Here is a 20,280-nt window from a genome sequence, read left to right as displayed (position 1 = left end):
CAGCGAAAACCTCAGGGCGGCGGGGTCGGTGCGGATCCGCCGCCCTCGAAGCGCTTCACGTAGAAGATCCGGTCATGGCCGGGCGGATAGTCGGTGATCCGCCCGCACTCGACAAAGCCGAGGCGCTCGTAGAATCCGGGCGCTTGGAAAGTCCAGGTGTCGAGCCAGATCCCGGACAGGCCGCGCCGGCGCGCCTCGGCCTCCGCGTCCTGCATCAGGCGCCGGCCGAGGCCACGCCCCCGGGCGGGGCCCAGCGCCAGCAATTCCACGAACAGCATGCCATAGCCGGTGCGGCCCCAGAGGCCGCCGACGACGGCGCCGTCCGCGTCCCTGACGGTCAGCGCCAGCGATCCCCAGTCGCCGTTCGGCACCTGGGCTTCGTTGTACGCGACGAGGGGTACCAGGCTCGGCTCGAAGGGCCGGGTCCAGAGGCGCCTCCAGGCGGATCGTCCAGCCCGGCGCGTCCGATTCGGCGCTCACGCCTTCATGCGCACATAGGTGCCGGGAGCCGGCCCGAGGGAGGCCAGGCCGCCTTCGCCGGGAACCCGCGCCGGCACGCGGGTCGGGGCCTGATGCTCCAGCCACTGGAACCAGTAGGGCCACCAGGAACCCTTGGTCTCCGTGGCGGCCGCCACCCAGTCCTCGAACCGCCCCGCGGCCGGGCCGCCGGTCCAGAAGCCGTATTTCGGCTTGGCCGGCGGATTGACGACCCCCGCGATGTGGCCCGACCCGGCGAGCACGTAATCGACCGGCCCGCCGAACTTCGCGGAGCCCTCGAACACCGACAGGGCGGGGGCGATGTGATCTTCCTTGGTGGCCAGGTTGAAGATCGGGATCTTCACCTTCTTCAGGTCGAGGCGCACGTTGCCGAGGATCATCTTGCCCTGCGCGAGCGTGTTGTCGAGGTAGCAGTTGCGCAGGTAGAACGAGTGGTTGGCCGCCGGCATCCGGGTCGAATCGGCGTTCCAGTACAGGAGGTCGAAGGGCATCGGCGTCTGGCCCTTGACGTAGTTGTTGACCACGTAGGACCAGATCAGGTCGTTGGGGCGCAGCATGTTGAAGGCGGTGGCCATGCCGGTGCCCTCGAGATAGCCGCGCTTCTGCATCCGCGTTTCGATCAGGCGGATCTGATCCTCGTCGGCGAACACCTTCAGGTCGCCCGCATGGGTGAAATCGACCTGGGTGGTCAGGAAGGTGGCGCTCTTGATGCGCTTGTTGCCGGTGGCGGCCTGCATCGCCAGGGTGACGGCCAGCAGGGTGCCGCCGACGCAGTAGCCCGCCGCCGAGACCTCGCTCTCGCCGGTGGCGACCCCGATGGCATCGATCGCGGTCTCGATGCCCTCCCGCATGTAACTCTCGAAATCCTTGTCGGCGTGCCGCGCATCGGGATTGACCCAGGAGATGCAGAACACCGTCAGGCCCTGGCTGACCATCCAGGCGATCAGGCTCTTCGACGGGTTCAGGTCGAGGATGTAGAACTTGTTGATCCAGGGCGGCACGATCAGGAACGGCCGCTTCAGCACGGTGTCGGTCGTCGGCGCGTACTGGATCAGCTCCATCAGGTCGTTGCGGAAGACCACCTCGCCGGGCGTCACCGCGACGTTGACGCCCACCTCGAAGCCGGCGGCCGGATCGGTCTGGCGCACCCGGAGCTGGCCCTTGCCGGCCTCGATGTCCTCGGCGAGCATCTTCATGCCGCGCACGAGGTTGGCGCCGTTCTCCTTCAGGGTGTGCCGGATCAGCTCCGGATTGGTCATCACGAAGTTCGAGGGCGACAAGGCCCCGGTGATCTGGCGCAGGTAGAAATGCGCCTTGTGCCGGGTGTGCTCGTCGATGCCCTCGGCCTCTTCGACGAGTTCCTCGGCCCAGCGCGAGGTGATGAGGTAGCTCTGCTTGATGAAGTCGAAGATCGGGTTGGTGGACCATTCGGCGTGAGCGAAGCGGTTGTCCTTCGGCTCGGGCTGCGCCACGGGCGCAGCGTTCTCGCCCTGAAGGCGCTGCCAGGTCGAGCCCCAGAGGGTGATGAAGGCCTCGCTCAGCTTCGTCTGCGCCTCGACGGTCCGCTTCGGGTCGGCGAGCCAGGTCTCGGCGACGCTGCCGAGGGTGCGCACCACGTCCTTGACCTCCTCGGGGGGTTCGACGGCCTCGACCGGCAGGGCGTCCGGCGCGCCGACGGGCTTCATGTAGCGCGATGCGGCCCGGCCGAATTCCTCGACCAGCAGGCTCGCGTTGCGGGACAGAGCCTCGATGTCGGGCAGCGGTGTCGTCCGTTCGGTCGTCACGCGTGCGTCTCTCCCCGAGTGTGGCCCGGCCTTTCACCGCGCGACGCCTGCCGCGGGGCCGAGGGGGCCTCGTTTCCGACAAATTAACGCGCCATCGCGGAGTTCCGCCAGTGCGCATGACTCCGAAACGGCCGACTTCTCCCATGTCCCGGCTTCACAACCCTCAGTTTGTCGCGAGCTTGGTGTTCGCGATCCTGCTCGCCGGCTGTTCCGGCGACCTGAATCCGATGCGGATCGCCTACGGCACCGGCGAGGCGGGTCCGCCGGCCAAGGCGCCCGATTTCGTCGCGCAGTCGCGCCGCGGCGACGACGCGTTCATGCCCGTCGGCGTCTCCGCCCCGGCCCGGCCCATCCGCGCCAAGACGCCCGAGGGCACGCGGGCGCTGGAGGACGAGCTCGTCGCGGCCCGGGGCCGGAACGAGGCGCGCGGCCGATCCGCCGCGAGCGCCGCCCAGGGCGCCAAGCCGTAAGGTCCGCCGGATCGGGCCGTCGGGGCCGCCAGATAACGTTCGGCGTCGGGCCACAGAACTGCTAGAGCTCGCCCGAGCGTGCGAATTCCGCGACGGCCCTGCGCAAGGCGGAGCCGTCAAAGGACGTCCGGAAGCCGCCCGAGGGACCTTCGGACTAGACCACGCTCCCGTCTCGGGATGATGACAGCTTCGCGCGGCGGTGACGCCCGTCTCTCCGCGCCTCAATTCCATTTCGGACATCGTGAAGGCCATGACCGACTTCCACCGCATCAAGCGCCTGCCCCCCTACGTCTTCGAGCAGGTGAACCGGATCAAGGCCCAGGCCCGCGCCAACGGCGCCGACATCATCGATCTCGGCATGGGCAACCCGGACCTCGACGCCCCGAAGCACGTCATCGCCAAGCTGGTGGAGACCGCCGGCCGTCCGCGCACGGACCGGTACTCCGCCTCCAAGGGCATCGCCGGCCTGCGCCGCGCCCAGGCGAGCTACTACAAGCGCCGCTTCGGCGTGAGCCTGAACCCCGACACCCAGGTGGTGGCGACGCTCGGCTCGAAGGAGGGCTTCGCCAACATGGCGCAGGCGATCACCGCGCCGGGCGACGTGGTGCTGGTGCCGAACCCGAGCTATCCCATCCACGCCTTCGGCTTCCTCATGGCCGGCGGGGTCATCCGCTCCGTTCCGGCCGAACCGACGCCCGCCTTCTTCCCCGCGGTCGAGAAGGCGATGCAGCACTCGATTCCGAAGCCGGTGGCCATCGTGGTCTGCTACCCCTCGAACCCCACCGCCTACGTGGCGAGCCTCGACTTCTACCGGGACCTCGTCGCCTTCGCGAAGCGCCACGAGATCATCATCCTGTCGGATCTCGCCTATGCCGAGGTCTACTTCGACGGCGATCCGCCGCCCTCCGTCCTGGAAATCCCCGGTGCCATCGACTGCACGGTGGAGTTCTCGTCCCTGTCCAAGACCTTCTCCATGGCCGGCTGGCGCATGGGCTTCGCGGTCGGCAACGAGCGCCTGCTCGCCGCGCTCACCCGGGTGAAGTCCTACCTCGATTACGGCGCCTTCACGCCGATCCAGGTCGCCGCCACCGCCGCCCTCAACGGGCCGGAGGATTGCATCGTCGAGATGCGCTCCATCTACAGGAAGCGCCGCGACGCGCTGATCGAGTCCTTCGGCAAGACGGGCTGGAAGATCCCGACCCCGTCCGCCTCGATGTTCGCCTGGGTGCCGATCCCGGAGAAGTATCAGGCGCTGGGCAGCCTCGAGTTCTCGAAGCTCCTCCTCGAGAAGTCGGACGTGGCCGTGGCCCCCGGCATCGGCTTCGGCGAGCACGGCGACAACTACGTCCGCATCGCCCTCGTCGAGAACGAGCAGCGCATCCGGCAGGCGGCGCGCAACGTCCGGCGCTTCTTCGAGACCTCGGACAAGACGCTGCACAACGTGGTGCCGCTCCCCGAGGCGCCGCTGTCGAAGGCCGGCTGAGCAGGCGCCCGGCCGGTTGTTGCGGCCGGGAGACAGGCGCCCGCAAAGCTTGGCGAAACGGCGCGATGCGCTTGTCACGGCGGTGCGAGGTCCGCAGGGTCGGACGATGCTGTGCCGCGCCCGATGGATGCGCGCGGCCCGTTCGCCGAGGCCCGAGGATCGTATGCGTCGCCTGACCCTTGCCGTCGCCCTGGTGCTGAGCGCCTCCGCGGGTGCCTGCGCCCCGAAGCCGATCGTCGCCCGCGACCCGGTGCCGGCGCCCGAGCCGAGTCTCGGCTACGAGTGCAACTCGCGCCCGACCGTCCTGAACGGCTTCTACTCGACCTGCGAGCCGGTGCTCCAGGAGCGCTCCGTGGTGCTCCGCTCCAAGGGCTGAGACGACGCTCGGCCCCATCGCTTTTCAGGGCCGGGCCGATCGCCCGGCCTCGCGCGGTCCGGGCACCCCTGCACGGGGCTCTTGCCCACAGGACTTTGACGAATGTCGTGGCGGCGCGACCGAACGGACACGGACAGCGCCTTCGGAATGGAGCATGATGGGCGCGGGCGCCTCTCCTCCCGGTCTCGGGCCGCCCGCAGGAGTGATCTCGTGGTGCTGATGATGCGAACCCTGATTGCCGCCGGCCTGCTCGGTCTCGGGTTCACCGTCCCTGCATCCGCGCAGACCCTCTTCCTCGGGACCCAGGGCCCGATCGTCCTGCCCACCAGCCCCGACACCGGTCGCCCGATCCCGGACGTGCCCTACGCCGTTCCGGTGCCGAGCGTGATGAACGGCGGCGGCTTCGGCCTGACCGGCACGGATTACTTCAGCGACGGCCTCAGCGAAGGCCCGCTGAACCAGCGCCATCGCCCGCGCGAGTACATCCTGGCGCCGGCCCGCATCGGCCCGCCCGACTACGTCCGTCCGGCCCTGCGCTAGCGCCGGTCGGCCAGGCGCGCGGCCAGGATGCCGGCCGCGTAGGCGCCGAGATTCCAGGGCGAGAACACCCGGCCGATCAGGAGCTTGCCGGCCAGCGTCAGCCGGAAGGCGTCGAGCTCCGGGGTGTGGACCAGCCGGAAGAGCTCGACCGCGACGGCGATGGCGGCCGCCATCGCGAGGATCCGCCCGCGCGATCGCGGCAGAACGAGGCCGACGAGCCCGTAGACCATCGCGCCCCAGAGCACCGAGCCGCTCCACTTCGTCACCGTGGCCGGGAGGCCGAGGGGCGCGAGGCGCAGGACGAGGCCGGCCGCGACGACGAGGATGGTCAGCGCGAGAAGCCGGAGCCGCCGGGTGGTCTCGGCCTGCATCGTTCGACGATCCTGGGGCGGCGACGGGTGCGCGCCGTTTACACCATCCGGCCGGCCCGGTATCACCCCGTCCCACACCCCCGAACCACGAGCCCGAAACACCAGATGCGCGCCGAGATCGAACAACTCTCGGATGCCGCCAAGCAGTCGATCGGACTGCTGAGGAGGCATCTTTGACTGGGATACCGTCGAGAAACGCCTCGCGGAGCTGAATGCGGCTTCCGAGAACCCCGAACTCTGGAACGACGCCGAGGCGGCCCAGAAGGTCATGCGCGAGCGCACCCAGCTCGATGACGCGCTGACCGCGATCAAGAAGCTGAGCCAGGACCTCGAGGATTCCCATACGCTGATCGAACTCGGCGAGATGGAGGGCGACGAGGCCACCATCCTGGAGGGCGAGGCCGGCGTGCGGGCCGTCGAGAAGGAGGCCGCGCGCCGCCAGATCGAGACGCTTCTCTCCGGCGAGGCGGACGGTTTCGACACCTATCTCGAAGTCCATTCGGGTGCGGGCGGCACCGAGAGCCAGGACTGGGCCAACATGCTTCAGCGCATGTATGCCCGCTGGGCCGAGCGCCGGAAGTACAAGGTCGAGATCGTCGAGTGGTCGGACGGCGACGAGGCCGGGATCAAGGGCGCCACGCTCCTGATCAAGGGTCACAACGCCTATGGCTGGCTCAAGACCGAATCGGGCGTGCACCGGCTGGTCCGCATCTCGCCCTACGATTCGAGTGCGCGCCGCCACACCAGCTTCGCCAGCGTCTGGGTCTATCCGGTGATCGACGACCGGATCGAGATCGAGATCAAGGAATCCGACTGCCGCATCGACACCTACCGGTCGTCGGGTGCGGGCGGCCAGCACGTGAACACCACCGATTCGGCGGTGCGCATCACCCACATCCCGACGGGCATCGTGGTGGCGTGCCAGCAGGAGCGCTCGCAGCACAAGAACCGGGCCACCGCCTGGAACATGCTGCGCGCCCGCATGTACGAGGCCGAGCTGAAGAAGCGGGAGGAGAAGGCCAGCGCCGAGGCCGCCGCCAAGACCGATATCGGCTGGGGCCATCAGATCCGAAGCTACGTGCTGCAGCCCTATCAGCTCGTGAAGGACCTGCGCACCGGCACCCAGTCCACCGATCCGGACGCGGTGCTCGACGGCTCCCTCGACCCCTTCATGGAAGCGTCCCTGGCCCAGCGCGTCTATGGCGGCGCCGACGTGGTCGAGGACATCGAGTAGGCGCCCGGGCACGGATCCCATCGGGACCGCGCACGGCGGGCACTGCCGGCGGCAGGCCTCGGGTGAGGCCATGAGGCCCGGTGCGGTCCCGCCGTATCCCGATCAGAGCGCGTCGGCGGCCCTGAGGAAGCGCACCGGATCGACGGGCTCGCCGTCGATCCGGGTCTCGTAATGCAGGTGGCTGCCGGTGGAGCGCCCGGTGGAGCCGACGCGGCCGACCACCGTGCCGGGCGCGACCCATTGGCCGGGCACCACGTCGAAGGCCGAAAGGTGGGCGTAGCGGGTCACCAGGCCGTGGCCGTGGTCGACCTCGACCATGTTGCCGTAGCCTCCGTTGTAATCCGCCACCGTGACCCGGCCGGCCGCCGTGGCGCGGGCCGGCTCGCCGGTCTCCGCGCGCATGTCCATGCCGGTATGCATGGCGTAACCTCGGGTGAAGGGATCGAGGCGCGCACCGAAATTGCTCGACAGGCTGAGCTCGCCGGCGAGGGGACGGCGCACCGGCAGGCCGGCGGTGATCCGGCGCAGGTGCGCCTCCTCGGCGATGGAGCGCTGCACGTCCGCCAGCGACGCGCCGAACGCGTCGCTCAGGGGCACCAGGGGGCCGCCGATGCCGGCGGGGCGCTCCGGCTCGAAGCGGGCCGGGTCGAGGCCGAGGCGGACCACCATCTGGCGCAGGCGCTGGGCGCCCTTGCCGGCGCGCAGGCCGAGATTGGCGAGCACGCGCGACTGGGCCTCGGCGAGGCCGTCGAGGCGCTGCTCCAGGGCCGCGAGCCGGCTCTCCGCCGCGCGGGCGGATTGCCGGCCGGGCATGGCTTCGACGTCGGTCCGCAGTCGCAGGCCGTCGGGGGTCGGGAAGGGCTTGCCGCCCGGAAGCGGTCTCGGCGCGGGCTCGGGGACCTCGGCCGCCGGAGGGGGAAGCGCCGCGGCGCCGGTATCGCCGGCGAGATTCGCCAGCACGGCCTGGCGTGCCTCCATGGCGGCCTGGCGTCGGGCCAGCTCCGCCACGCGCTGGGCGATCCCGTCGCGCGCCGACGCCTGCTCCATCGTCACCCGGTCGAGCTGGAGGCGGAGCGCACCGATCCGTTCCTCGTAGCCGTACTGGATCGCGCTCTGCTGCGAGACGAAGCGGGCGAGCACCTCGTCGTGGAAGACGAGGTAGTACGTCGCCCCGCCGGCCCAGGCGACCGCGAGGGCCAGCGCCCCGGCGAGGAGGCGTGACCGAAGCTTCGGGCCGGGCGCGGCGGAGACGACGCGGGTCGCCTTCGAGGAGGTGTTCCGAGAGGACGATGGCATGGGACGCGTGACCTGATCCACGGCGTCACCTTGCCCGGATCAGAGTTAACGAACCGCCAAGACGCCGGTCCGACGATTCACCATGCCGGTCGCCTCGCCATGCCGACTCGCCGTTTCAGGCCAACTCGCGGGCGGCGGCCAGAACCTCCTCGGCGTGACCCGGCACCTTCACCTTCGGCCAGATCCGCGCGATGCGGCCGGTCCTGTCGAGGAGCATCGTGGTCCGCTCGACGCCCATGTACTTGCGGCCGTACATGCTCTTCTCGACCCAGACGCCGTAGGCCTCGAGCATCGCCTTGCTCTCGTCGGAGGCGAGCGGAAAGGTGAGGGCGTACTTGGCGCGGAACTTGTCGTGGCTCTTGACCGAGTCCGGCGACACCCCGATCACGATGGTGTCAGCCGCGGCGAAGTCGGGGCCGAGGGCGTTGAAGCCCTGCGCCTCCAAGGTACAACCGCTCGTGTCGTCCTTGGGGTAGAAGTACAGGACCGCCTTGCGGTCCTTCAGTGCTCCGAGGCTGATCGTCTCGTCGCCGGCGCCCGCCAGGGTGAAATCGGGTGCCTGATCTCCGGTAGCGAGGGACATCATGCCTTCCTTTCGGCCGATTGATGGTGTGCCACTGGAGTTGCATCGCGACGGGGCGTCACGCCCCGGACTGTCGGGACCGACAAGGCGAAAGACCCGCGAAAGCTGAAACCCGTAGGACAGCCGCTCGATAGCCCGAGGGGACGTTCCGATCCAGCGGCACAAGGATTGATGGACCAGGAAACGGCCAAAGGTTTGCGACCCGCGCGGCCCGCCGCCCGGCGGCGGCCGCTGCTCTGGATCGTGGCCGCCCTGGCGATCGGCCTGGTGATCGCCGTCGGGGGGCTGATCGGGCGCCTCGCCATGGGTCCGCTGCGGATCGACGGCATGTCCGAGCGGGTGGCCTCCGCCATCGCCGGCAGCATCGGTCCCGGCTGGCGGGTCCACCTCACCGACAGCGCCCTGGAGATCGACCCGGAGAACTCTCTCGCCCTGCGGGTGGCCGGTCTCGACGTCCGCAATCCCGAGGGCGCCCTCGTGGTCCGGGCACCCCTGGCGGTGGTCAGCCTCGACACCTGGAGCCTGCTGCGCCTCGCGGTCCAGCCGCGCGCCATCGAGTTCCGCGACCTGCAGATGACCGCCCTGGTCCACCGCAACGGCAGCATCGCCTTCGCGGCCTCCGACAGCAGCCAGGCGGGGACGGTGGTGCCCCACACCCTGCCGAGCGTCGATGCCGCCGCCGGGCACGTCTCGCCGATCTCCGCCGGCGTCGCCTCGATCTTCGGCGTGGTGCTCGATTCCGCCGGCGTCATCGGCGCCCTCGACCGGGCGCGGATCACGAACGGGCGGCTGACGCTGATCGACGACGATGCCCGCCAGCGCGCCGTCTTCGAGCACGTCAACGGCCTGTTCCGGCGGGATGCCGTGCGCGACGCCCGGGTCTTCGAGCTGCGCATCGACGGACCGCACGGGGAGTGGCGCTTCGGCGGCGACCTGCACGAGGCCGGCGGCACCAAGCGCACCGGCATCATCACCCTCGACGACCTGCCGATCAACGACCTCCTCCTCCTGTCCGGCCAGTCGAAGCTGCCCGTGGAGACCGACCTCAAGGTCTCGGCCAAGGCCGACGTGGCCATCGATGCCGGGCGCATCGAGACGATGACGGCCGAGATCCGCACCGGCGGCGGCAGCGTTCTCATCGAGCAGAAGGATTTCAACCCGGTCACCATCGACAGCCTCGCCGCCGCGGTGAGCTGGGACGAGGCCGGCCGGGCGATGAAGCTCGATTCCCTCGACTATCGCGGTGCCGGCAATGCCGTGCGTCTCTCCGGCGCCTGGACCGCCGCCCCGCCGGGCGCCGATTCCGCCTGGACCCTCGAACTGTCGGGCAAGGATGCGGTCCTGCGCGGGGCCAATGCCGGCGACAAGCCGGTGACCCTGGACACGATCTCGACCCACCTCACCGGCAAGGCCGGGGGCGTCGTCATCGACGAGGTCGCGGTCCGGGCCGGCGCCGCCAGCGGCCGGATCACCGGAACCATCGGGACCGCCGCCGACGACGACGGGCTGACCCTGCACATCGTGGCCGCCGACACCGACGGGCGCACGGCCCTTCGCCTCTGGCCGGAACACGTGGCGCCGCCCGCGCGCAACTACCTGGTCGACAACCTGCGCGGCGGCCGGGTGAACGCCGTCGACATCACCATGGACATGAGCGGTCCCGAACTCGCCGCCGCCACCCGCGGCGAGCCGATGCCCGACAACGCGGTCCACATCGACTTTTCGGTCTCAGACGCGAGCCTGGTGGTCTCCGCCGACGCCCCGCCCCTGACGCGCGGGCGCGTCACCGGCACCATCACGGGCCTGACGACGACGATCCGCAACGTCACCGCCGATCTGCGCATGCAGGACAGTCGCACCCTGTCGATCTCCGACGGCTCCTTCGTCATCCCGAAGATCACCCCCGACACGGTGGTGGCGCAGATCGGCCTGCGCCTCGGTGGCGGCGCCGATGCGCTGGTCTCCCTGCTGCAGACCAAGATGTTCAAGAGCCTGACCGGGGTCGATCTCGACCCGGCCACCGTCAAGGGCAGCGCCGACCTGCGGATCGATTTCCCGCTCAACCTCAAGCACATGCCCGACCTGCCGGACCTTCCGGTGACGATGACGGGGACGCTGGCCGACATCGCCGTCGACAGGGCCTTCGGTAAGGAGCGCCTGGAAGCCGGCCGCTTCTCGGTCTCCTACGACCGGGGCGCCTTCGCGCTGAAGGGCGATGGACGGGTGCTGGGTTCGGCGCTGACGGTCGACCTGCGCCAGCCGAAGGCCGGCGCGCCCGGCGAGATCAACGTGGCCCTCGCCCTCGACGAAGCGTTGCGCGCCCGCAAGGGCCTGCCGGTGGCGCCGCTCCTGTCCGGCACGATCCCGGTGCGGATCAACGTTCCGATCGGGCGGCCGACATCCGGCAAGGCGCCGATCCGGGTCGAGGCCGACCTCGCCCGGGCCGGCAGCGACGGGTTGCTGCCGGGCTTCACGAAGGCGGTCGGCAAGCCCGGCCGGGCAAGCTTCACCATGCAGGAGACCGCCGGTGGCGGCATGGAGCTGCGCGACCTTTCCGTCGAAGCTTCGCCCCTGCTGGCGCGGGGCAGCGCCACGCTGAACGGCGAGGGCGGTTTCGAGCGGGCCGACCTGTCGAGCTTCAAGCTCTCGCCCGGGGACGACATGCGCCTGCAGGCCGAGCGCAACGGCAACGGCTACCGCATCGGCGTGAAGGGCGCCGTGGCCGATGCGCGCCCCTTCCTGCGCAACCTCGGCGGACCCGACGCCAAGGGCGGCCGCGATGGCGCCCCGAAGGACATCGACGCCGATCTCAGCCTCGGCATCCTCACGGGCTTCAACGGAGAATCCCTCACGAACGCGACCGTCAAGGTCGCCCTGCGCGGGCGCGACATCCGCAGCGGGCGCATCCAGGGCAAGTTCACCAGTGCGCCGTTCTCCGCGCAGATCACCCACAGCGATCGGGGCGGCTCGGGCATCAGCATCGAAACCCTCGATGCCGGCTCGACCCTGCGCTTCGCGGACATCTACAAGCGCATGTACGGCGGCAAGCTGATCATGACGAGCGCCCTGAACGACGGGCCGCAGCCGGGCTCGGTCCAGATCCGCAACTTCGTCCTGCGCAACGAGCCCGCTCTGTCGAGCATCATGGCGCAAGGGCCGGCCACCAGCGAGGTCACGGACGCGCGCGGCCGGAAATACGTGGTCCAGAATGCCGGCAACGACGTGGAGTTCGACCGCCTGCGGGCGATCTTCACGCGCACCGGCAGCCGCATCGACATCAGCGACGCCGCGATCTCGAACCCCGCCATGGGCTTCACGATGACGGGATTCCTCGACACCGCCAAGGAACGCACCGACATCAACGGGACCTTCGTGCCCCTCTACGGTCTGAACAACGTCGTCTCGCAATTGCCGATCCTCGGCCAGCTCCTCGGCGGCGGCCGCAACGAGGGCCTGTTCGCCCTGAACTTCCGCGTCTCGGGCCGCCTCGCCAAACCCGACGTCAGCGTGAACCCGCTCTCGGCCCTCGCGCCCGGTATCCTGCGCAAGCTGTTCAGCGCGGGCGGCGGCAATGACGGGCTCGCGGCCGGCACGCCGATGAACGAGATCGAGCGCTGAGGGAAAACGCCCGCCTCCGACCCGGTCGGCGTGTCCGCGACCCGGCCGCGCTGGACCGATCGGCGCACGAACGATGGACCGCCGCGTCGACCCTCGACCTCGCCACCTTGCTGACCGCCCCGATGGCGCTCGACGCCTAATCGGCCGTCACGCCGCACGTCGTCGTGCCCCTGGACCACGCCCGGACCCGGACCGCCCTCTGCCGATGCTGTTTCTCGCGATCGACACGGTCCTGATCCAGGCCGTGCCGATGCTCGACATCGATCCCTTCGAGCGGATCATCGACGCCGGCGGTCAAGCCCCCGGCGATGCGGCCCGGGTCCGCTTCGCCGCCCTGCTGCGCAAGGCCACCGATGGCCGGTCGAGGACGCGGCCGCGGGCAGCGTGCGAACCGGTGCTCGCGCGCTTGCGCGGCGAGGCGTTCGTCCGCCTGATCCCGGGCGGGTTCGAGAGAGAGAGAGAGAGGCCGCCCGCCCCGGCGAGGCGATCCGACGGACCGTCGAGGCCGATCGCTGCCTCGACCACGGTCGCAGGATGACGGTGAGCATCGGCTTTGCCGCCTCGCGCGCCCATGCGCGGACCGAGGACGAACTGATCCGTACGGCCGATGCCGCCCTCTACCGGGCCAAGCGCGGGACGCAACCGCGTCGAGGGCGGGGAAGCGGCCGCTTCCGGCGGCCTTCGCCGTCGGTGCGCCCAAGGGGGCCTCAGGGCGCTGCACCGATGCGGTCGAGTTCCAACAGGACCGAGGCCGGCAGCGTCAGACGGGCGGCGGCCAGGTTCTCGCGCAGGTGCTTGGGCGAGGACGTGCCGGGGATGAGCAGGATGTTGGGTGACCGGGCGAGGAGCCAGGCGAGCGCGACTTGCATCGGCGTCGCGCCCAGGCGCGCGGCCACCTCCGACAGCGTCGTCGATTGCAGCGGGCTGAAGCCGCCCAGAGGAAAGAACGGCACGTAGGCGATGCCGGAAGCGGCGAGATCGTCGATCAGGGCATCGTCGGTCCGGTGCGCGAGATTGTAGGCGTTCTGCACGCAGGCGATCGGCACGATCGCCCGTCCCTCGGCGACCTGCCGCAGTGTCACGTTGCTGAGCCCGATATGGCGGACGAGGCCTTGGCGCCGAAGGTCCGCCAGGACGCTCAGGGGCTCCGCGATGGACCCCTCGGCGGGACCGTGCACGTCGAGCATGCTGCGCAGGTTGACGATCTCGAGGGCGTCCACTCCGAGATTCCGCAGGTTGTCGTGGACCGCTTCCGTCAGCGCTCCGGCGGAGAAGGCCGGGTTCCAGGAGGCGTCCGCGCCGCGGCGCGCGCCGATCTTGGTGACGATGACGAGGTCGGCCGGATAGGGGTGCAGCGCCTCGCGGATGATCTGGTTCGTGACGTGCGGCCCGTAGAAGTCGCTGGTGTCGATGTGGTTGACGCCGCCGGCGACCGCCGCGCGCAGGACGGCGACCGCCCGGGCGCGATCCTTCGGCGGTCCGAAGACGTGCGGCCCGGCCAGCTGCATGGCGCCGTAGCCGAGCCTGTTCACCGTGCGGTCGCCGAGCTTGTAGGTGCCGGCCTGTTCGAGAGCGTTCATCGGGTGTCTCCGGATTGGGTCACCCGAAGCTAGGCCCCGCGACAGGCCGCGATAATCCGGTACAGTCCGCACGGGTCGTGCGAACGGACGAACAGTGATGACGGATCTGAGCGACCTCGTGGCCTTCGTCGCCGTGGCCGAGGCCGGCGGTTTTCGTGACGGCGCCCGTGCCAACGGTTCGAGCGCCTCCGGATTGAGCGAGGCGGTGCGCCGGCTGGAAACCCGCCTCGGCGTCCGGCTCCTCAACCGCACGACGCGCAGCGTCGTCCCGACGGAGGCCGGTTCGCGCCTGCTGGAGCGGCTGAAGCCGGCCCTCGGCGAGGTCGCGGCGGCCGTCGACGTCGTCAACGGGTTCCGCGATCGTCCGGCCGGCACCCTCAAGCTCAACGTGCCGGTCAGCGCCGCCCGGCTCGTCCTGCCCCGGATCGTGCCGCCCTTCCTGGCGGCCTATCCGGAGATCCGCCTGGAGGTGATCGCCGATGACAGCTTCGTCGACGTGCTGGCGGCGGGCTGCGATGCCGGCATCCGCTACGACGAGCGGCTGGAGCAGGACATGGTCGCGGTGCCGATCGGCCCGCGCGAGCAGCGCTTCGCCACGGTCGCCGCGCCCGCCTATCTCGACCGGCGGGGCCGCCCGGAGCATCCGCGCGATCTGCTCGACCACGCCTGCATCGGTGGGCGCTTCGCCAGCGGCGCGATGACGGCCTGGGAATTCGAGCGCGACGGCGAGACCATCCGGGTCGACCCGTCGGGACCCTTGATCGTGCGCGTGGGCGCGGCCACCGACCTCGCGGTCGAGGCCGCCGTCGCCGGCATCGGGATCCTCACCCTGTTCGAGGACTGGCTCCAGCCGCACCTCGACAGCGGCGCATTGGAGCCCGTGCTCGAACCCTGGTGGCCCCGCTTCTCCGGGCCGTTCCTGTACTATCCCGGGCGGCGCTACCTGCCGGCGCCGCTCCGGGCCTTCGTCGATTTCATCGGCCGGCAGCGACGCGCGGGCTGAAGCCGCCGAGATCCCACCGCCCGCTCAGCCGACCCGGACGAGCACGTGCTTCTTGCGGCCGAACGAGAGCTTGATCACGCCATCCGCGGTGAGGTCCCCGGTCCGCAGCACGGCGCGCTCGTCCGTCACCGGAACGTCGTTGACGCGCAGGCCGCCGCTCTTGATCTGGCGGCGTCCCTCGCTGGTGGAGGGCAGGAGCTTGGCATAGTCCGGACCGAAGGCCGAGAGCACGCCGAGGCCCGCCTCCAGCAGGTCGGGCGACACGGTGATGCTCGGCAGGTCCTGCGCCACCGTGCCCTCGACGAAGGTCTTCCGGGCGGTCTCGGCGGCAGCGTCAGCCACCTCGCGGCCATGCATCAGGGCGGTGGCCTCCGTCGCCAGCACCTTCTTGGCCTCGTTGATGCCGGCGCCCGGCAGGGCTTCGAGACGCGCGATCTCGTCCATCGGCAGCAGGGTGAACAGTTTGAGGAAGCGGCCGACATCGGCATCCTCGGTGTTGCGCCAGAACTGCCAGTAATCGTACGGGCTCAGCATCCCGGCATCGAGCCAGACCGCACCGGCGGCGGTCTTGCCCATCTTGGCGCCCGAGGACGTGGTGAGGAGCGGGCAGGTCAGGCCGTAGAGCTGCGGCGTGCCCATGCGGCGGCCGAGATCGATGCCGTTGACGATGTTGCCCCACTGGTCCGAGCCGCCCATCTGCAGCACGCAGCCGTAGCGGCGGTTCAGCTCGACGAAGTCGTAGGATTGCAGGATCATGTAGTTGAATTCCAGGAACGAGAGTTCCTGGTCGCGCTCCAGGCGCATGCGCACGCTGTCCATCGACATCATGCGGTTGACCGAGAAGTGGCGCCCGATGTCGCGCAGCATCTCGATGTAGTTCAGCTTCGTCAGCCACTCGGCGTTGTCGACCATGGTCGCGGCATTGCCGCCGCCCTCGAAGCCGAGAAAGCGCGCGAACGTCTTCTGGATGCCGGCCTTGTTCTCCTCGATCTGCTCGAGGGTGAGGATCTTTCGCGATTCGTCCCGGCCCGAGGGGTCGCCGACCCGGGTGGTGCCGCCGCCCATCAGGGTGATGGGCGTGCCGCCCGTGGCCTGCAGCCAGTGCAGCATCATGATCGAGAGGAGGTGGCCGACATGCAGGGAGGCCGCCGTGCAGTCGTATCCGACATAGGCCGTCAGCCGGCCCTCGCGCGCGGCCGCGTCGATGCCCGCGAGGTCCGAGCCCTGGTGGATGTAGCCGCGCTCGGTCAGCACCGTCAGGAAATCGGATTGCGGCACGAACGCGTCGACGGGCTTGGCGGGGGCGACCTGGGTGGCGTCGGGGGACATGCGAGGTTCCGGTCTGCTGGATCGTGGCGCGGGACAGGGCCGAAGGCCGCGTGATAGCACCGCACGGGATGTTGGGCCGGCTCTTAGCAGGGCTGCGGACGGAAGGCACGGGCATCGAGGCCCGGAGAGGGCACCATGACGATGATGCGCGCGATCGGACTGATGAGCGGCACCTCCCTCGACGGTGTCGACGTCGCCCTGATCGAGACCGACGGCGAGACGGTGCGCGTGGTCCAGAGCCACAACGGCTACCTCGAACCCCTCGGGCCGACGGGTTACCGGGGCTACACCGAGGAGGACCGGGCGCTGCTGCGCCAGGCGCTGGTGGATTCGGAGGGGGTCACCGCCCGCGAGGACCGGCCGGGCTGCCTCGCCGAGGCCGAGGCCTTCGTCACCGCCGCCCATGCCGAGGCGGTGGAGAGTTTCCTCGCCGCCAACGGCCTCTCGCCGGCCGATATCGATGTGATCGGCTTCCACGGCCAGACCGTGGTGCACCGCCCGGACCAGCGCATGAGCGTGCAGATCGGCGACGGCGCGGCGCTCAGCCGGCGCCTCGGGATCGCGGTGGTGTCGGACCTGCGCCATGCCGACGTGGTGGCGGGCGGGCAGGGGGCGCCCCTGGTGCCGGTGTTCCACCAGGCGCTCGCCCGCGCCTCCGGCTTCGAGGGCGCTCTCGGCATCCTCAACATCGGCGGCGTCGCCAACGCCACCCTCCTGTCCGCGAACGGCGACGTCATCGCCTTCGACACGGGGCCGGGCAACGCGTTGATCGACGACTGGATGCGCGAGCGCACCGGACGCCCCCTCGACGACGGCGGCCGCACCGCCGCCCGCGGGCGCCCCGACGAGCCGCTGCTGGCCTGGCTGCTGATCCACCCGTTCTTCGCCCGGCGCCCGCCGAAATCGCTGGACCGGAACTGGTTCTCCCACAAGCTGGCGGGCCAGCTCTCCACCGAGGACGGCGCCGCGACGCTGACCGCCTTCACCGCCCGGGCGGTGGCCCGCGCCCTCGACCACGCCCCGGAGATCCCGGCGCGCTGGATCGTGGCCGGCGGCGGCGCCCGCAACGGCGAGCTCGTCCGGCTGCTGAACTACCACCTGCGCGCCGAGATCACGACGGCGGATGCCATCGGCTGGTCCTCGGCCTACCTGGAGGCGCAGGCCTTCGCGCATCTCGCGGTGCGCTCGCTGAAAGGCCTGCCGATCACCTTCCCGTCGACCACGGGCGTGCGCGAGCCGACGACGGGCGGCGTTCTGGCGCGGCCCGATGCCTGAGACGCGGCGCGTGTCCTGGCGCACGGTCGCTCCCGGCCCGGCGCATGGCCGCGCGCTGGCCCTCGGACCAAACCCGCGCTAGAGCGGGGGCGCCATGTCGCACAATACGTTCGGACACCTGTTTCGCGTCACCACCTTCGGCGAGAGCCACGGGGTCGCCCTCGGCTGCGTCGTCGACGGCTGCCCGCCCGGCCTGCCCCTGTCGGCGGAGGACATCCAGGCGGAACTCGACCGGCGCAAGCCGGGCCAGTCGCGCTTCACCACCCAGCGGCGCGAGCCCGACCGGGTCCGCATCCTCTCGGGCGTGTTCGCCGACGACCGCACCGGCGGCGTCCAGCTGACCACCGGCACCCCGATCGCCCTGGAGATCGAGAACACCGACCAGCGCTCGAAGGATTATTCCGAGATCCGAGACAGCTACCGGCCGGGACACGCCGATTACGCCTACGACGCCAAGTACGGCATCCGGGACTACCGCGGCGGCGGCCGTTCCTCGGCCCGCGAGACCGCCGCGCGGGTGGCGGCCGGCGCCGTCGCCCGCAAGGTCCTGCCGGCCGGCGTCACCATTCGCGCCGCCCTGGTCCAGATGGGTCCGCACGCCATCGACCGTTCCCGCTGGGACTGGGAGGCGGTGAACGCCAACCCGTTCTTCTGCCCGGACCCCGAGACGGCGCGCTTTTACGAGGAATACCTCGACGGCATCCGCAAGGACGGCTCTTCGGTGGGCGCGGTGATCGAGGTCGTGGCCGAAGGGGTGCCCCCCGGCCTCGGCGCGCCGATCTACGGCAAGCTCGACGCCGATCTCGCCGCCGCGATGATGTCGATCAACGCCGTGAAGGGCGTCGAGATCGGCGACGGATTCGCCTCCGCCGCCCTCCGGGGCGAGGAGAACGCCGACGAGATGCGCTCGGGCAATGCCGGCGCACCGACCTTCCTCGCCAACCATGCCGGCGGCGTGCTCGGCGGCATCTCCACCGGCCAGCCGGTGGTCTGCCGCTTCGCCGTGAAGCCGACCTCGTCGATCCTCACCCCGCGCATGAGCGTGACGCGGGACAACCGCGACGTCGACCTCGTCACCAAGGGCCGCCACGACCCCTGCGTCGGCATCCGCGCCGTGCCGGTGGCCGAGGCCATGATGGCGTGCGTCCTCGCCGATCACTATCTGCGCCATCGGGGACAGGTCGGCGCGCGGGACTGATCCCGCCAGCGCCCGCCGTCATCCGATCCGCGAAACGCCAAGAGACAGCCCGTGCCCCACACCCATGTCACGCAGGCCATCGAGGCCTATGCCCGCGGCGAGATCGTCGTCGTCACCGATGACGACGACCGCGAGAACGAGGGCGATCTCGTCGTCGCGGCCTCCCTCTGCACGCCGGAGAAGATGGCCTTCATCGTCCGCAACACCTGCGGCATCGTCTGCGCGCCCCTGACCCGGGCCGAGGCCCGGCGCCTGCGCCTCGACCCGATGGTGGCCTCGAACGACGCGCCGCTGGGCACCGCCTTCACGGTGACGGTGGACGTCAAGCACGGGCTCACCACCGGAATCTCGGCCGAGCAGCGCTGCAACACGGTGCGGGCGCTGGCCAACGGCAACATGGGCGAGGACGACTTCGTCCGCCCCGGGCACGTCTTCCCGCTCATCGCCAAGGACGGCGGCGTGCTCATGCGCTCCGGCCACACCGAGGCGGCCGTCGACCTGTGCAAGCTCGCGGGCCTGCCGCCGGTGGGCGTGATCTGCGAACTCGCCAACGACGACGGCACCGTGATGAAGGGGCCGCAGATCACGGCCTTTTCGGATTTGCACAACCTCAGGCGCGTCTCGGTCGCCGATCTCATCGCCTATCGGCAGGCGCGCGAGACCCTGGTGGAGCGGGTCTCCAGCTTCCCGGTCAAGACCGAGTTCGGCGAGATGACGGGCTACGCCTACACGACGCCCTTCGAGACCGTGCAGCAATTCGCCTTCGTCCATGGCCGCATCGGCGACGGCACGAACGTGCTGGTGCGCCTGCACCGCTCCAACGTGGTGGCCGACGTCATCGAGGGCGGACGCCAGATCGAAGCGGTGATGCGGCGGTTCGCGCAGGAAGGCCGCGGCGTTCTGGTCTACCTGCGCGACGGCACGGCGGGGGTGCCCGTGAAGCCGGTCGCGGAGGAGGGCTCGGAAGCCCAGCGCGTCGCGCAATGGCGCGAGGTCGGCCTCGGGGCGCAGATTCTGCGCGACCTCGGCATCTCGTCGATCCGTAACCTCGCGACGTCCTCGCGGGCCTATGTCGGCCTGTCCGGCTTCGGAATCGAGTTTCTCGGCGACGAGCGGCTGGAAGGCTGAGCCGCCCTTCGACGCCCGGGGGAACGCGGCGCGCTGTGCCCGCGACGTCGGACGGCTGCGAGGCCCGGGGCCTCCCAGCCGCTTTGGCCACGGGACTGTTTACGCCCTGGCCAAGAGAGGGCTCACGCCTTGGCCAAGAGACGGCTCACGCCTTGGGACCGCTCGACCAGGACAGGCGGCGCGGCTGCGGTCTGGGGCGCTCGTGCAGGGTGTCGCGACGGGTCAGGATCTCGCGTACCGCCAGGATGGTGAAGCGGTACCAGATGTAGGCGTTCCGGCGGATTCTCCGGGCTCCCGTCGCATCCACGTCGTCGATCAACCGCATCCCGTTTCCCTCACCGCTCGACGAGCTTCCACGTCAGTCCTACGTAGAAATGCCCGGGATGGAACCCACTTTCGTTCACCATGAGGCCGAGAAGCGCGCGCGGAGCGTTCCGCGCCCGGCGCCGCGTGCCCCGGGACGTAGCAAGCAGCGGGCCGAACAAGGCCGCGGTTTCTGAAGGTCCGCCACCGC

The 20,280-nt window shown here is 70.3% G+C and carries 19 protein-coding genes; 11 read left to right on the top strand and 8 right to left on the bottom strand.

Features of this window, described 5'->3' with window-relative positions:
* Positions 1-11: 11 nt before the first annotated feature.
* Together ACLBWX_RS03560 and phaC are read right to left on the bottom strand one after the other, a co-directional pair.
* Positions 12-371 carry a GNAT family N-acetyltransferase gene (locus ACLBWX_RS03560; protein WP_447675696.1) on the bottom strand — a complete coding sequence of 120 codons (360 nt, stop codon included), beginning with the start codon at positions 369-371 and terminating at the stop codon, positions 12-14.
* A gap of 105 nt (positions 372-476) precedes the next feature.
* Positions 477-2,282, bottom strand: a complete 1,806-nt coding sequence (gene phaC, locus ACLBWX_RS03555) for a class I poly(R)-hydroxyalkanoic acid synthase (RefSeq protein ID WP_447675695.1) — start codon at positions 2,280-2,282, stop codon at positions 477-479.
* Positions 2,283-2,425: 143 nt separating this feature from the next.
* On the opposite strand from phaC, the gene ACLBWX_RS03550 reads away from it, so the two are divergent.
* The 4 genes from ACLBWX_RS03550 (at position 2,426) to ACLBWX_RS03535 (ending at position 5,151) form a co-directional block, all read left to right on the top strand.
* Positions 2,426-2,752 carry a hypothetical protein gene (locus ACLBWX_RS03550; protein ID WP_447675694.1) on the top strand — a complete coding sequence of 109 codons (327 nt, stop codon included), beginning with the start codon at positions 2,426-2,428 and terminating at the stop codon, positions 2,750-2,752.
* Positions 2,753-3,002: 250 nt separating this feature from the next.
* Positions 3,003-4,235, top strand: a complete 1,233-nt coding sequence (locus ACLBWX_RS03545) for an LL-diaminopimelate aminotransferase (RefSeq protein WP_056475575.1) — start codon at positions 3,003-3,005, stop codon at positions 4,233-4,235.
* A 163-nt stretch (positions 4,236-4,398) separates the two neighbouring features.
* Complete coding sequence (locus tag ACLBWX_RS03540) at positions 4,399-4,611, top strand: hypothetical protein (RefSeq protein WP_447675693.1); 213 nt, start codon at positions 4,399-4,401, stop codon at positions 4,609-4,611.
* Between the two features lie 219 nt (positions 4,612-4,830).
* Entirely contained in the window at positions 4,831-5,151 is a 321-nt protein-coding gene (locus tag ACLBWX_RS03535) for a hypothetical protein (protein ID WP_447675780.1), read from the top strand.
* Here ACLBWX_RS03535 and ACLBWX_RS03530 read toward each other — a convergent pair.
* Complete coding sequence (locus tag ACLBWX_RS03530; protein WP_447675692.1) at positions 5,148-5,522, bottom strand: ribosomal maturation YjgA family protein; 375 nt, start codon at positions 5,520-5,522, stop codon at positions 5,148-5,150. The genes ACLBWX_RS03535 and ACLBWX_RS03530 overlap by 4 nt on opposite strands.
* 105 nt (positions 5,523-5,627) lie before the next feature.
* On the opposite strand from ACLBWX_RS03530, the gene prfB reads away from it, so the two are divergent.
* Positions 5,628-6,756, top strand: a protein-coding gene (prfB, locus tag ACLBWX_RS03525; RefSeq protein ID WP_447675691.1) for a peptide chain release factor 2 whose coding sequence is annotated in 2 segments (ribosomal slippage) — positions 5,628-5,696 and positions 5,698-6,756 — 1,128 coding nt in all. Because the reading frame shifts where the segments join, the coding sequence is not laid out codon by codon here.
* Between the two features lie 102 nt (positions 6,757-6,858).
* Here prfB and ACLBWX_RS03520 read toward each other — a convergent pair.
* Both ACLBWX_RS03520 and ACLBWX_RS03515 read right to left on the bottom strand, forming a co-directional pair.
* Positions 6,859-8,052 (bottom strand): M23 family metallopeptidase, encoded by a 1,194-nt coding sequence (locus tag ACLBWX_RS03520; RefSeq protein ID WP_447675690.1) that lies wholly within the window; start codon positions 8,050-8,052, stop codon positions 6,859-6,861.
* A 115-nt stretch (positions 8,053-8,167) separates the two neighbouring features.
* Positions 8,168-8,635 (bottom strand): peroxiredoxin, encoded by a 468-nt coding sequence (locus tag ACLBWX_RS03515; protein ID WP_447675779.1) that lies wholly within the window; start codon positions 8,633-8,635, stop codon positions 8,168-8,170.
* 171 nt (positions 8,636-8,806) lie between these two features.
* On the opposite strand from ACLBWX_RS03515, the gene ACLBWX_RS03510 reads away from it, so the two are divergent.
* Both ACLBWX_RS03510 and ACLBWX_RS03505 read left to right on the top strand, forming a co-directional pair.
* Positions 8,807-12,253 (top strand): YhdP family protein, encoded by a 3,447-nt coding sequence (locus ACLBWX_RS03510; RefSeq protein WP_447675689.1) that lies wholly within the window; start codon positions 8,807-8,809, stop codon positions 12,251-12,253.
* A gap of 205 nt (positions 12,254-12,458) precedes the next feature.
* A complete protein-coding gene (locus ACLBWX_RS03505; RefSeq protein ID WP_447675688.1) occupies positions 12,459-12,791 on the top strand; it encodes a hypothetical protein in 333 nt (110 codons plus the stop codon).
* A 169-nt stretch (positions 12,792-12,960) separates the two neighbouring features.
* Here ACLBWX_RS03505 and ACLBWX_RS03500 read toward each other — a convergent pair whose 3' ends face one another.
* Positions 12,961-13,833 (bottom strand): aldo/keto reductase family oxidoreductase, encoded by an 873-nt coding sequence (locus tag ACLBWX_RS03500; RefSeq protein ID WP_447675687.1) that lies wholly within the window; start codon positions 13,831-13,833, stop codon positions 12,961-12,963.
* Between the two features lie 94 nt (positions 13,834-13,927).
* Here ACLBWX_RS03500 and ACLBWX_RS03495 point away from each other — a divergent pair, with 94 nt between their 5' ends.
* Positions 13,928-14,836, top strand: coding sequence for a LysR family transcriptional regulator (locus ACLBWX_RS03495; RefSeq protein ID WP_447675686.1), 909 nt, complete (start codon positions 13,928-13,930; stop codon positions 14,834-14,836).
* Between the two features lie 24 nt (positions 14,837-14,860).
* On the opposite strand, the gene tyrS is transcribed toward ACLBWX_RS03495, so the two are convergent.
* On the bottom strand, positions 14,861-16,165 hold the full coding sequence (gene tyrS, locus ACLBWX_RS03490) for a tyrosine--tRNA ligase (protein WP_447675685.1): 1,305 nt from the start codon (positions 16,163-16,165) through the stop codon (positions 14,861-14,863).
* Positions 16,166-16,300: 135 nt separating this feature from the next.
* On the opposite strand from tyrS, the gene ACLBWX_RS03485 reads away from it, so the two are divergent.
* From ACLBWX_RS03485 to ribB, 3 genes are all read left to right on the top strand, one after another.
* Positions 16,301-17,440 carry an anhydro-N-acetylmuramic acid kinase gene (locus ACLBWX_RS03485; RefSeq protein WP_447675684.1) on the top strand — a complete coding sequence of 380 codons (1,140 nt, stop codon included), beginning with the start codon at positions 16,301-16,303 and terminating at the stop codon, positions 17,438-17,440.
* Between the two features lie 94 nt (positions 17,441-17,534).
* Complete coding sequence (gene aroC, locus ACLBWX_RS03480) at positions 17,535-18,638, top strand: chorismate synthase (protein ID WP_447675683.1); 1,104 nt, start codon at positions 17,535-17,537, stop codon at positions 18,636-18,638.
* Between the two features lie 51 nt (positions 18,639-18,689).
* On the top strand, positions 18,690-19,766 hold the full coding sequence (gene ribB, locus ACLBWX_RS03475; protein ID WP_447675682.1) for a 3,4-dihydroxy-2-butanone-4-phosphate synthase: 1,077 nt from the start codon (positions 18,690-18,692) through the stop codon (positions 19,764-19,766).
* A 145-nt stretch (positions 19,767-19,911) separates the two neighbouring features.
* Here the strand turns inward: ribB and ACLBWX_RS03470 are convergent, their stop codons facing one another.
* A complete protein-coding gene (locus ACLBWX_RS03470; protein ID WP_447675681.1) occupies positions 19,912-20,091 on the bottom strand; it encodes a hypothetical protein in 180 nt (59 codons plus the stop codon).
* Positions 20,092-20,280 lie beyond the last annotated feature (189 nt).

This window comes from Methylobacterium sp. M6A4_1b (assembly GCF_053345175.1).
This window is presented reverse-complemented; position numbering and strand designations above follow the sequence as displayed.